Below are 12,653 nucleotides of genomic sequence, written 5' to 3'. Positions count from 1 at the left end.
CCGCGCCGGTGGCGCGGTGGTGTCGTGGGTCCGCGCGCGGCGCGGACAGAAGATCTAGAGGCCCCGGGTGGGAGCGGCCGGCGACGTGCCAGCCACCTCGATGAGGTACGGGTTGCTGGCGCGCTCGCGGCCGATGGTGGTGCTGGGGCCGTGGCCGGGCAGCACGACGGTGTCGTCGGCCAGCGGAAGAATCTTGTCGCGCAGGCTGGTGAGCATGGCCGGCATGCTCCCGCCCGGCAGGTCGGTGCGGCCGATCGACCCGGCGAAGAGCACGTCACCGGAGAGGCACAGCTCGTCAGCCTCCCAGTTCGACCCGGCGCCCGGCAGCCGGAACAGCACCGACCCGCCGGTATGGCCAGGGGCATGGTCGACGGCGATCTCCAGGCCGGCGAGCGCGAGGGTGGCGCCGTCGGTCAACTCCGCCACGTCCTCCGGCTCGGTGTAGCTCAGCCGGCCGCCGAAGAGCGACGTCAGGTCGGTCGAGAGGCCCTTGGACGGGTCGGCCAGCATCTCCCGGTCACCGGGGTGCACGTACGCGGTGATGCCGCGCGCACCGCAGACCGGCGCGACCGAGAAGGTGTGATCGAGGTGGCCGTGGGTGAGCAGCACGGCGGCCGGATGCAGGCGGTGCTCGGCGAGCAGCGCGTCGAGCTGGTCGAGCACCCCGATGCCGGGGTCGACCACCACGCACTGCTCCCCCGGCGCGGTGGCAACCACGTAGCAGTTGGTGCCGAAGGCGTCCGCGGGAAAGCCGGCCACGAGCACGGGCACTGTCCTCTCCGTCGAGCAGCTGTCGTCCTGCCCAGCAGCCTATCGGGCGGGCCGAGCGAGTTGGCCGCGTCCGTCCCACGGGCCTCGTGGGGCACAGTGACAACCTCCGATAAGCGCTGCTCGGGACGGGGTGGACCTCGTACACCACATTCCCAGTCACTAGCCGTACACTCTGGCGGGCGTGTGGCGCGGCACACGTCACGCCCGGACGGGCCGGGGCTACCGGCCGCCGGCGACGACCAGGTAGAGGAAAGGGGAGCACTGGTGGCTTCCAGCAGGGACCGGCAGCGCAAACTGGCGCGGGCCAAGCTCGACCGGCAGTTGGCTCGCCGGGCCGCCTCGACGAGGCGCCGACGGCAGATCCAGGCCGGAGTTGGCGCCGCTCTGATCCTCGTGCTGGTAGTGGCCGGCTCAGCCTGGGCGCTCGGGGCGTTCGACTCCGACCCGAAGCAGAACACGGCCGCCGAGGACACCTGCCTCTGGACGCCGCAGGACGCGACGGCAAACACCAACCTCAAGGACGTCGGCACGCCGGCCACCAAGGATCTGCCCACCGACGGCACCCGGGCGATGACGGTGACCACGAACCAGGGCGCGCCGATCACCGCGGAACTGAACCTGACCAACTCCCCGTGCGCGGCGGCGAGCATCGCCCACCTGGCGAGCCGGTCGTTCTACGACAACACCAAGTGCCACGAGATCACCGCCGAGGGCGCGCTGCGCTGCGGCGACCCCAGCGGCACGGGTCTTGGTGGGCCGACCTACTCGTTCTACGACGAAGAGTTGCCGACCGTCCCGTCGGCGTCGCCGTCGGCCAGTCCGGCCCCCGGCCAGCCCCCGACGTACCCGAAGGGCACGGTGACGATGGTCTCCAACCCGCCGGGCAGCAACGGCAGCCAGTTCCTGATTTTCTTCAAGGACTTCACCACCGCCGACCCCAAGTACCCGGTCATCGGCCGGGTGACCGGCGGGCTGGACGTGGTGGAGAAGATCGGCGCCCTCCCGACCGTGGACAATGGGACCGGGGCGAAGGTCAAGCCCAGCACCGATGTGACGATCCAGAGCCTCACGGTCGGTGAGCCGGTCACCGGTGCGGCACCGGCTCCCTCGGCCTCCGGCACCCCGGCCAGCAGCCCGAGCGCCGGCTGACCGGGCGCCACCACCCACCCAAGCGGCACCCAGCAGCAATCAGCCAGGAGGATCCAGGCGTGACGTCCACCAGAGAGCGGCAGCGCGCGGCGGCACGCGCCCGGCTCGAGAAGGAGATGGCCGAGCGCGCGGCCAAGGCCCGCAAGCGCCGGCAGACGACGGCGATCGTCAGCGCGGCTGCCGCGCTGGTGCTCGTGGTCGCCGGCACCGTCTGGCTGGCGGTGAGCCTCGGCGGCGACGACGACGACAAGAGCGACACCGCCGCGCCGGCGGCGGGCGCGGCCGAGTGCGCGTACACCGCGCTGCCCACCGAGCAGCGCCCCCCGCAGATCAAGGACGTGGGGATGCCCAGCAACGAGCAGTCCGCCAAGGGCGTCCAGACCATGACGATCGACACCAACCTCGGCCCGATCACGGCCAAGGTCGACCGGTCGCTGGTGCCGTGCACGGCGGGCAGTTTCACCTACCTCGCGGAGAAGAACTTCTTCGACAACACCAAGTGTCACCGCCTCGTGAGCGAGGGCATCAAGGTGTTGCAGTGCGGTGACCCCAGCGCCACCGGCAACGGCTGGCGGGACACCGACGGCCAGGGCGGCCCGAGCTACCGGATGGCCGAGGAGAACCTGCCCACCGACAAGCGCCCGCCGTACCCGGAGGGTGTCATCGCGATGGCCAAGGCCCAGGATCCGGGGAGCACCGGCAGCCAGTTCTTCATCGTCTACGGCGACTCGCCGCTGGACCCGGCGTACACGGTGGTGGGCACCATCACCGGTGGCATGGACCTCGTCAAGGACGTGGCCAAGGCCGGCGACGACGGGGCGTTCGCCCAGCAGGCCGGGGGCGGTCACCCCAAGAAGGAGGTCATCATCAAGGACCTCACGATGAGCAACCCGCAGGGCTGACCCCCGCGCGCACCACGAAGCGCCCGCCGGCTGAGCCGGCGGGCGCTGTCATTTCCGCTGTACGAGTCGAGCCCCGAGACCGATCCGGTGGGGTGTCAGGCGCCGGAGGTGACCCGGTAGGCGTCGAAGACGCCGTCGACCTTGCGCACCGTGGCCAGCAGGTGGCCCAGGTGCTTCGGGTCGGCCATCTCGAAGCTGAACCGGCTCACCGCCACCCGGTCACGGGTGGTGGTGACGGTGGCGGAGAGGATGTTGACCCGTTCGTCGGAGAGCACCCGGGTGACATCGGCCAGCAGCTTGTGCCGGTCCAGAGCCTCGACCTGGATGGCGACCAGGAACGTCGACGCGGAGGTGAGCTTCCAGCTCACCTCGACGACCCGCTCGCTCTGCGCGCGCAGGTCCTCGGCGTTGGCGCAGTCGTCGCGGTGCACGCTCACCCCGCCGGAGCGGGTGACGAAGCCGAACACCGAGTCCGGTGGGACCGGGGTGCAGCAGCGGGCCAGCTTGATCCAGACGTCGCTGACGCCCCGGACCACCACGCCCGGGTCGCTGCTGCTCTGCCGGCTGCGCGGCGGCCGGGTGGCGACGGCGGTCTCGGCGATGTCCTCCGCCGCGCCCTCCTCGCCGCCGTACGCGGCCATCAGCTTCTGCACGACCGACTGCGCGGAGACCTGGCTGTCGCCGACCGCCGCGTAGAGCGAGGCCACGTCGGCCAGGTGCAGGTCGCGGGCGATCGACATGAGCGCGTCGGAGGTGAGCATCCGCTGCAACGGCATGCCCTGCTTGCGCATCGCCTTGACGATCGCGTCCTTGCCGGCCTCGATCGCCTCCTCGCGCCGTTCCTTGTTGAAGTACTGCCGGATCTTCGTCCGGGCGCGCGGGCTCTTGACGAAGCCCAGCCAGTCCTGGGTCGGGCCGGCCGTCTCGGACTTCGACGTGAAGATCTCGATCACGTCGCCGTTGGACAGCGTCGACTCCAACGGCACCAACTTGCCGTTGACCCGCGCCCCGATGCACTTGTGCCCCACCTCGGTGTGCACCGCGTACGCGAAGTCCACAGGCGTCGACCCGGTCGGCAGCGGGATGACGTCACCCTTCGGGGTGAAGACGTACACCTCCTGGCTGGACAGGTCGAAGCGCAGCGCGTCCAGGAACTCGCTCGGGTCGGCCGCCTCCCGCTGCCAGTCCAGCAACTGCCGCAGCCAGGTCATCTCGTCGATGTGCGCGGGCGGGCCGACGATCTGGGTGCCCTTGTGCTCCTTGTACTTCCAGTGCGCGGCGATGCCGAACTCCGCGGTGCGGTGCATCGCGTAGGTGCGGATCTGCATCTCCACCGGCTTGCCGGTGGGCCCGATGACAGTCGTGTGCAACGACTGGTACATGTTGAACTTGGGCATCGCGATGTAGTCCTTGAACCGGCCCGGCACCGGCTGCCAGTTGGCGTGGATGACCCCCAGCGCCGCGTAGCAGTCCCGAACGGTGTCGACCAGGATCCGCACACCGACCAGGTCGTAGATGTCGTTGAAGTCGCGACCCCGCACGATCATCTTCTGGTAGATCGAGTAGAGGTGCTTCGGCCGACCGGTGGTCTCCGCCTTGATCTTGGCGGCCTTCAGGTCGATCTGCACCTTCTGCGTCACCTGCCGCAGCAGCGCCTCGCGCTGCGGCTGGTGCTCCCCGATCAGCCGGTTGATCTCCTCGTAGCGCTTCGGGAAGAGCGTGCCGAAGGACAGGTCCTCCAGCTCCCACTTGATCGTGTTCATACCGAGCCGGTGCGCCAGCGGCGCCAGGATCTCCAGCGTCTCCTTGGCCTTCTGCTCCTGCTTGGGTCGGGGCAGGAAGGTCAGGGTGCGCATGTTGTGCAGCCGGTCGGCCAGCTTGATCACCAGCACCCGCGGGTCCTTCGCCATGGCCACGACCATCTTGCGGATCGTCTCGGCCTTGGCCGCGTCGCCCAGCTTGACCTTGTCGAGCTTCGTGACGCCGTCGACCAGCAGAGCGACCTCGCCGCCGAAGTCGGCCCGCATCTGGTCGAGGGTGTACTCGGTGTCCTCGATGGTGTCGTGCAGCAGCGCGGCGACCAACGTGGTGGTGTCCATCCCCAGGTTGCCGAGGATGGTCGCCACGGCCAGGGGGTGGGTGATGTAGGGGTCACCGGACTTGCGGTACTGCCCGGAGTGCCACCGCGCGGCGGTGTCGAAGGCGCGCTGGAGCAGCCGGGCGTCCGCCTTGGGGTGGTTGTCCCGGTGGCTCGCGATCAGCGGCTCCAGCACCTCGCTGACCTGCGAGGTCTGCCAGGGCGCGTTGAACCGGGCCAGCCGGGCCCGGACCCGCCGACCGGTGGGCGCGTTGGACAGCCCGAAGCCACCGCTGGGCGACGGGTCGATGCCCGCGTCGGTCGGGAACGGCACCACGACGCCATCGGCGCCGGGGGACGCCTCGGCGCTCGGCGGGCCGCTGGTCGGACGCAGCGCGCTCTCACCGGCAGCCCGACCGGAGCCGTTGCCGGTGCCCGTCACCCGGGCCGGCGCGTCGCCTGTCCGGTCGGTCACCGAGCCGTCAGCGTCGCCTGTCGGGTGCACCGTGCCCTCCGCCGGAGGGACGACATCGTGGGACACCGGCCTCCTCACCGCTCGCCGGAAACACGCCGGCCGAAGATCGGCCGACCTGGTCTCGCCCGCCGGACGGGATACCGCCGGCGTCAGCAAAGGGCAATGCTACCCGCACGGACGGTCCCCTGCCGCTCCGCCGGACGGTCGGCGCCGGGTCCATCCGACGGGTCCGGGATCAAACGGTCAGCAGAGCATCGACCGGTTCAAACAGTCAACAGGGCGTGGACGGGACGCGGCGCCAGTCGCTCGCGCCCACCCAGGAAGCCGAGCTCCAGCAGCACAGTGAAGCCGCTGACGGTGCCGCCAGCCCGCTCGACCAGGTCCAGCGTCGCCTCGGCGGTGCCACCGGTGGCCAGCACGTCGTCGACCACCAGCACCCGATGCCCGGCGGTGAAGGCGTCCTCGTGCACCTCGAGGGTGGCCTCGCCGTACTCCAACTCGTAGGAGACCGAGTGCGCCGGGCGGGGCAGCTTGCCGGCCTTGCGCACCGGCACCACGCCCACGCCGGTCGCGTACGCGATGGCCGCCGCGACGACGAACCCGCGCGCCTCGATGCCGACAACCACGTCGAAGGTGTCCCGCCCGTGGTACGCGACGATCCCGTCGATCACGTCACGGAAGACCTTGCCGTCGGCGAACAGTGGCATCAGGTCCTTGAACATGACGCCGGGCTTGGGAAAGTCGGGCACGTCCAGCACCCGGCTGGCGACCAGTCGGGCGACCTGCGGGCCACTGTCCCCGCGCGCTGCGGTGCTGTGGGTCTCCGTCACGGCTGTTTCGCTCCCCTTCGACGACGAACGGCGTCCGGCAACAGCATGCCGGACGCCGTTCGGGTGTTTCCTGTCGGGTCAGCGCCGCTTGGCGCCACCCGGCCGGTTGCCGCCGCCACCCGGGCGACCGCCCCGGGCACCGGTGGGCCGCTTGCCCGTCGGCCGAGCGCCCACCTTGGGGGAGGCACCGGCCAGCGCGGCGGCGTCCTGGTCGACCGGCTCGTCGGTCGCGTCGGCCTGGGCCACCGGGCTCGCGGCAGCACCCTTACCGGCGACCTCGCCGCGGCCGACCGCGCCCCGCCGGCTCAGGACGCGCTTGTTGTGCGCCTGGATCCGCGGGTCGTAGTTCTTCAACAGCGCCAGCAGCGGGGTGGCCACCAGGATGGAGGTCAGGAACGCCACCGCCATACCGACGAACAGCACCAGACCGAGGTCCTTCAGCGTGCCGGCGCCGAGCAGGCCGGCACCGATGAAGAGCAGACCACCGACCGGCAGCAGCGCGACCACCGAGGTGTTCAACGACCGCATCAGGCTCTGGTTGATGGCCAGGTTGGACGCCTCGCCGTACGTCTGGTTGTTGTTGGCGGTGATGCCCCGGGTGTTCTCCTGGACCTTGTCGAAGACCACCACCACGTCGTAGAGCGCGAAGCCCAGGATGGTGAGGAAGCCGATGATCGTCGACGGGGTGACCTCGAAGCCGACCAGCGAGTAGATGCCGGCGGTGAGGATCAGGTTGGTGATCAGCGAGGCGACCGCGGCCACGGCCATCCGCCACTCGAAGCGCAGGATCAGGTAGACCATCACCAGCGCGATGAAGATGACCAGACCGAGTACGGCCCGCTCGGTCACCTGGCTGCCCCAGGCCTCACTGACCTGGTTGTCGCTGATCTGGTCGACGTTGATGCCGAGGTCCTCGGCGATCTGGGCCTTGACCGCGGTGGCCTGCTCGGCGGTGAGCTGGGGCGTGCGCAGCTCGTAGGAGTCGCCGCCCGTACCGCCGACCTTCTGCGTGGTGGCCACCGTGACGCCGGTGTTCTCGGCGGCGAGGGCCGAGTTGACCTCCCGCTCGGCGTCGTCGAGAGTGCCGACGCTGGCCGGCACCTGGAACGAGTTGCCGCCGGCGAACTCGATGCCCAGGCTGAACCCACGGATCGAGAAGCTGAGGATCGCGATCAGGACCAGAACCCCGGCGACGCCGAACCAGAGCTTGCGCCGACCGACGATGTTGAGACCGGCCTCGCCGTTGTAGAGGCGGCTCGCCAGACCGTTTTGAGCCATCTCAGGCCTCCTTGGCGCGCGGGTTGCGGGGCTGAGTCGGCTGGTTGCGGGCCGGCAGTGCCCGGCCCAGACCGCTGACCCGCGGGGACAGGAACGCCCGGGTCCGGGCGAACATCGTCATGATCGGGTGCCGGAAGAGGAAGACCACCACCAGGTCCAGCACGGTGGCCAGACCCAGGGCGAACGCGAAGCCCTTGACCGTGCCGACCGAGACCACGTAGAGCACCACAGCGGAGAGCAGCGTGATCGCGTTGGCCGAGATGATCGTCCGACGGGCCCGGATCCAGGCACGGGGCACCGCGCTACGCGGGCTGCGCCCCTCCCGGATCTCGTCTTTCAGACGTTCGAAGTAGATGACGAACGAGTCCGCCGCCACACCGAGCGAGACGATCATGCCGGCGATCCCGGCGAGGGTGAGCGTGAAGCCGATCTGCCGGCCGAGCACCACCAGCGCGCCGAAGACCAGCAGCGCGGAGAGGATGAGGCTCAGGAAGATCACCGAGCCGAGCAGCCGGTAGTAGAAGAACGCGTAGATGATGACCAGCAGCATGCCGATGCCGGCCGCGAGCAGACCGGCGCGCAGGTGGCTGGCACCCAGCGTGGCGGTGACGTTCTGCGCCTCCTGCTGCTCGAAGGTCACCGGCAGCGCGCCGTAGCGGAGTTGACCGGCGAGGGTGCTGGCGTCCTTCTGGGTGAAGGTGCCGGTGATCTGGGAGTTGCCGGTCAGCACAGCCTGGATCTCCGGGGAGGAGACGATCTCGTTGTCCAGCACGACTGCCACCCGGCACTTGCCGTCCTGACCCAATGCGGTCGCGTCGCAGGCCTGGCCCTCGTTGTTGAACGCCTCACGGGTCAGCGAGGTCCACTTGCCCTGGCCGTCGCCGGTGAAGTCCAGGCTGACCACCCAGGCGTTGGTCTGGTCGAGCACCGCGTCGGCGTCGGACACGTCGGTGCCCAGCACCTTGGCCTGGTCGAGCAGGTACTTCGACGCGCCGTCCTCGCAGGAGACCACCTGCTGCTTCGCGTCGGAGATCGACGCCGGGGGGCGCTGGTCGAGCTGCGTGCAGCCGATCGTCGGCACGTTGAACTGCATCTGCGCCGGCAACACCGCGACCTCCTGCGGAGACAGCGTGCCGAACGGCTTGAGCTTCTCGGCCAGCGACGGGTCGGCGCTCAGGTCGGCCGGAGCCTGCAATCCGTTGGCGGCCTGCCAGGCGGCGGCGCCGACCTTCTGCTCGACGGCCTTGCGCTGCTGTTCGACGCTGGCCGGCACCGGCTCGGCGCTGGCGCTGGGCGCGGCGGCGCTCGGCGAGGCGGTGGCGGACGCGGAGGGGGTCGGCGTGGCGCTGGGCGACGCCGGGGCCATTCCGCCCTGACCGCCGCTGGGCGACGAGGTCACCTTCGGCGAGGCGCTGCCCGTCGGAGTCGGCGTCGCGGCGCCGGACGGGGTCGCGCTGCCGGTCGGGGCGGCGCTGCCGGACGGGGCCGGCGTGGCGGCGGGCGGCGCCTCGGCCACCCCGCTGCCGGAGGCCGCCTTGAGCACCTTGCGGAAGCGCAGCTCAGCCGCTTCACCCACGTCGTCGAGGTTCCGGTTCTCACCGGGCAGGGAGATGACGATGTTGCGGTTGCCCTCGGTGACCACCTCGGCCTCGGCCACGCCGAACGCGTTGACCCGGCTCTCGATGATCTCGCGGGCCTCCTCGAGGTTCTCCGCCGTCGGGGGCTTGCCGTCGACGCTGTTGGTCGCCTCCAGTGTCACCCGCGTGCCGCCGATGAGGTCCAGGCCGAGCTTGGGCTCGAGCCGGTCCTTCCAGCTGCCGCTGGCGCCGGCGAAGAACACCAAAAGATAGAGGACCACGAAGATGAAACCGAGCACGGCGAGCTGCCGCCCGGGGCGCATCTGTCCCTGAGGTGGTGCCACGGCTGTCCTGTCTCCCTGTACGGTCGCGCCGCTGTCGCAGCGGCGGCGGTGTCGGGCCGGGGGTTCCGCCCGACGGGTCTGCCTTGAGCCGACGAGATGCCGACACGAGGACCGGGCACCCCGGCGTGGAACGCCGACGGTCACGGGAACGTGCCGACGCCCGGCGTCGACCCAACTATCCAGTTTTCACGTCTCGCCCGCTGCCCCGTTCGGGCGCGACGACCCGGAAGCCGGCCCACCGGCCGTACGCCGGACTCGCCGCTCCCGGGGGGAGGGTCACTCCTTGACGGTGTCCGCGTCCTCGGTGACCGGCTCGCTCGGCAGCTCCGCGCGGGTGACCACCCGGGCGATGGCCGGGCGGGCGTAGCGGGTCTGCACGCCCGGGGCGACCTCGATCAGGACGGTGTCGTCCTCGATGCCGGTGACGGTGCCGTAGAGCCCACCGATGGTCACGACCTCGTCGCCGGGGCCGAGGTTGGACTGCATCGCCTCCGCCTCTTTGCGGCGCTTCTGCTGGGGTCGGATCATCATGAAGTACATGACGCCAAAGAGCAGGGCGATCATCAGGATCGGCGTGATGCCGCCGGCCCCACCACCCGGTGCTGCCAATTGCACGGTTACTGACCTTCCCATTGGCCACCTCCCCGGCACCGTGGGCGCCGGAGCGGAGGCGGAATCTCACGTCCTGTACAGACCGCGGCGAAGTCTAAACCCTGCACCTGGGAACGCCGAATGCGGCACAGATCACGTTCACATCACGGCTGATCGACATCCAAGGAGAACAAGTCGGGCACAGGCGGGCTATCTACACCAAATGTACCATTCGGCGGCGTGCGCCCCAGATGCCGCCAGGCGGCCTCGGTCGCCACCCGACCCCTCGGCGTACGGGCCAACAGCCCAGCCCGCACCAGGAACGGCTCACAGACCTCCTCGACCGTGTCCGGCTGCTCCCCCACCGCCACGGCGAGGGTGGACAACCCGACCGGGCCGCCCCGGAACGAGTCGACCAACGCGGTCAACACCGCACGGTCCAACCGATCCAGACCGAGCGCGTCCACGTCGTACACGATCAGAGCCGCGCGGGCGGTGTCGAGATCGACCACCCCGTTCGCCCGAACCTCGGCGTAGTCACGGACCCGCCGCAGCAGCCGGTTCGCGATCCGCGGCGTGCCCCGGGACCGACCGGCGATCTCGGTAGCGCCCTCGGGAGTGATCGGCACCCCGAGGATCCGCGCCGAACGGTGCAGCAGCGCCTCCAGATCAGCCGGGGCGTAGAAGTCGAGGTGCGCCACGAAGCCGAACCGGTCCCGCATCGGCCCGGTCAACAGGCCCGAGCGGGTCGTCGCGCCAACCAGTGTGAACGGCTCGACGTCCAACGGGATCGCCGTCGCCCCCGGCCCCTTGCCCACCACCACGTCGACCCGGAAGTCCTCCATCGCGCTGTACAGCAGCTCCTCGGCCGGCCGCGCGATCCGATGGATCTCGTCGATGAAGAGCACGTCGCCCTCGGCGAGGCTGGTCAGGATCGCCGCCAGATCGCCGGAACGCTCGATCGCCGGGCCGCTGGTCACCCGGATGCCCGCGCCCAACTCGGCGGCGACGATGTTGGCCAGACTCGTCTTACCCAACCCGGGCGGGCCGGAGAGCAGGATGTGATCCGGCGGCGACCCCCGCCGCATGGCGCCCTGCAACAACAGGTCGAGCTGGTCGCGTACCCGGTCCTGGGCGATGAACTCGGCCAGCCGCCTCGGCCGCACCGTGGCCTCCGCGTCCCGATCGGCGTCGCTGACGTACGCCGAGACGAGCCCCTCGGTCTCGCTCATCGCGCGGCCCGCGCGGTCATCGGGTACGGCCCAGCAGTCGGATGGCCTGCTTGAGCAGGACCGGCACCGGCGGGGTCTCACCCTCGATCGACTCCGCCACCGCGGCCACCGCCTGGTCGGCCTGCCCGGCCGTCCAGCCCAACCCCACCAGCGCCTGCCGGACCTGGTCGGGCCAGCTGCCGCGGGTCACCCCGGCCACCCCGTCGGCGCCGATCGGCACCGGGCCGATCCGGTCACGCAGCTCCAGCACCAGACGTTCCGCGCCCTTCTTGCCGATCCCGGGTACCCGAGTCAGGGCGGCCGTGTCGGCGTTGGCGATCGCCTTGCGAACCGCGTCCGGGGTGTGCACCGCCAGCACCGCCTGGGCCAGCCGCGGGCCGACCCCACTGGCGGTCTGGAGCAGCTCGAACAGGGACTTGGCGTCGTCGTCGGCGAAGCCGTAGAGGGTCAGCGAGTCCTCCCGCACGATCAAGCTGGTGGCGAGCCGGGCCACCTGGCCGACCCGCAGCTCCGCGAGGGTCCCCGGGGCGCAGTGCACGGCAAGCCCGACCCCGCCGACCTCGATCACTGCCTGGTCCGGACCCGTCGCGGTCACCGTGCCGCGCACGCTGGCGATCATCGCGCTCCTCCTCGTCGTGCCCGGTCCGCCGCGGCGGCCAGCTTGGAGCGGGTTCCGCCACGCCACACGTGGCAGATGGCCAGGGCCAGCGCGTCGGCGGCGTCCGCCGGCTTCGGCGGCTCCGCCAGCCGCAACAGCCGGGTCACCATGGCTGTCATCTGCGCCTTGTCGGCCTGACCGGACCCGGTCACGGCGGCCTTCACCTCGCTCGGGGTGTACGTCTGCACCGGCAGCCCGGCCCGCGCCCCGGCCAGCACAGCGATGCCACTGGCCTGCGCGGTGCCCATCACGGTGCGGACGTTGTGCTGGCTGAACACCCGCTCGACGGCGACGCTCTCCGGCTGGTGCTCGGCGACCAGCTTGTTCAGCGACCGGTCCAGGTGCAACAGACGCAGCGCCAGGTCGTCGGCCGGGTCGGTGTAGACCACGTAGTAGGCGACCAGGGTGCAGGGCCGGCCGGGCACACCCTCGACCACGCCCACCCCACACCGGGTCAACCCCGGGTCCACACCGAGCACGCGCACGCCGCCCCCTCCCCAGCCGTCAGCAGTACGTGTGTTCGACACCCTAACCGGACCGCTTCCCACCAGTCCCACGGGACACGCCCTCCGCACCCCGCCCCTCACGCCCCACGCCCCGCCTCGCCCTCGCCCTCGCGACACCTGCGCCCCCAGGCCCGTTGCCCCCGCGCCCCGCGCCGGGCACCCCGCACCCACGCCCCACGCCTCACGCCCACGCCCCACGCCCCACGCCCACGCCCCACGCCCCACGCCCCACGCCCCACGCCCCACGCCCCACGCCCCACGCC

11 protein-coding genes are annotated in these 12,653 nt (G+C 70.9%); 2 read left to right on the top strand and 9 right to left on the bottom strand.

Features of this window, described 5'->3' with window-relative positions; genetic code table 11:
- Positions 1-54: 54 nt before the first annotated feature.
- Positions 55-765 carry an MBL fold metallo-hydrolase gene (locus tag AB0B94_RS33005; protein WP_357289849.1) on the bottom strand — a complete coding sequence of 237 codons (711 nt, stop codon included), beginning with the start codon at positions 763-765 and terminating at the stop codon, positions 55-57.
- Positions 766-1,035: 270 nt separating this feature from the next.
- On the opposite strand from AB0B94_RS33005, the gene AB0B94_RS33000 reads away from it, so the two are divergent.
- Together AB0B94_RS33000 and AB0B94_RS32995 are read left to right on the top strand one after the other, a co-directional pair.
- On the top strand, positions 1,036-1,920 hold the full coding sequence (locus tag AB0B94_RS33000; RefSeq protein ID WP_238669212.1) for a peptidylprolyl isomerase: 885 nt from the start codon (positions 1,036-1,038) through the stop codon (positions 1,918-1,920).
- Between the two features lie 59 nt (positions 1,921-1,979).
- Positions 1,980-2,822, top strand: a complete 843-nt coding sequence (locus AB0B94_RS32995; protein ID WP_357289825.1) for a peptidylprolyl isomerase — start codon at positions 1,980-1,982, stop codon at positions 2,820-2,822.
- Between the two features lie 95 nt (positions 2,823-2,917).
- Here AB0B94_RS32995 and AB0B94_RS32990 read toward each other — a convergent pair whose 3' ends face one another.
- The 8 genes from AB0B94_RS32990 to ruvC all read right to left on the bottom strand — a co-directional run bounded on the left by AB0B94_RS32990 (position 2,918) and on the right by ruvC (position 12,369).
- The gene (locus AB0B94_RS32990; protein WP_357289823.1) at positions 2,918-5,440 is read right to left on the bottom strand and encodes a bifunctional (p)ppGpp synthetase/guanosine-3',5'-bis(diphosphate) 3'-pyrophosphohydrolase; all 2,523 of its coding nucleotides are present in this window, start codon (positions 5,438-5,440) and stop codon (positions 2,918-2,920) included.
- 197 nt (positions 5,441-5,637) lie between these two features.
- On the bottom strand, positions 5,638-6,204 hold the full coding sequence (locus AB0B94_RS32985; RefSeq protein WP_357289821.1) for an adenine phosphoribosyltransferase: 567 nt from the start codon (positions 6,202-6,204) through the stop codon (positions 5,638-5,640).
- A gap of 78 nt (positions 6,205-6,282) precedes the next feature.
- Positions 6,283-7,482: a protein translocase subunit SecF gene (gene secF / locus AB0B94_RS32980; protein WP_357289819.1), complete on the bottom strand. Its 1,200-nt coding sequence runs from the start codon at positions 7,480-7,482 to the stop codon at positions 6,283-6,285.
- A gap of 1 nt (position 7,483) precedes the next feature.
- Positions 7,484-9,403, bottom strand: coding sequence for a protein translocase subunit SecD (gene secD / locus AB0B94_RS32975; protein ID WP_357289817.1), 1,920 nt, complete (start codon positions 9,401-9,403; stop codon positions 7,484-7,486).
- A gap of 276 nt (positions 9,404-9,679) precedes the next feature.
- A complete protein-coding gene (gene yajC / locus AB0B94_RS32970) occupies positions 9,680-10,036 on the bottom strand; it encodes a preprotein translocase subunit YajC (RefSeq protein WP_238688667.1) in 357 nt (118 codons plus the stop codon).
- A gap of 122 nt (positions 10,037-10,158) precedes the next feature.
- Positions 10,159-11,226 (bottom strand): Holliday junction branch migration DNA helicase RuvB, encoded by a 1,068-nt coding sequence (ruvB, locus tag AB0B94_RS32965; RefSeq protein WP_357289815.1) that lies wholly within the window; start codon positions 11,224-11,226, stop codon positions 10,159-10,161.
- A 16-nt stretch (positions 11,227-11,242) separates the two neighbouring features.
- Positions 11,243-11,845: a Holliday junction branch migration protein RuvA gene (gene ruvA, locus AB0B94_RS32960; RefSeq protein WP_091401818.1), complete on the bottom strand. Its 603-nt coding sequence runs from the start codon at positions 11,843-11,845 to the stop codon at positions 11,243-11,245.
- Positions 11,842-12,369, bottom strand: a complete 528-nt coding sequence (gene ruvC, locus AB0B94_RS32955) for a crossover junction endodeoxyribonuclease RuvC (RefSeq protein ID WP_112584546.1) — start codon at positions 12,367-12,369, stop codon at positions 11,842-11,844. Before ruvC ends, ruvA begins: the two co-directional genes overlap by 4 nt.
- Positions 12,370-12,653: the final 284 nt, after the last annotated feature.

It is taken from the genome of Micromonospora sp. NPDC048986, assembly GCF_040649335.1.
Classification (GTDB): domain Bacteria; phylum Actinomycetota; class Actinomycetes; order Mycobacteriales; family Micromonosporaceae; genus Micromonospora; species Micromonospora alfalfae.
This window is presented reverse-complemented; position numbering and strand designations above follow the sequence as displayed.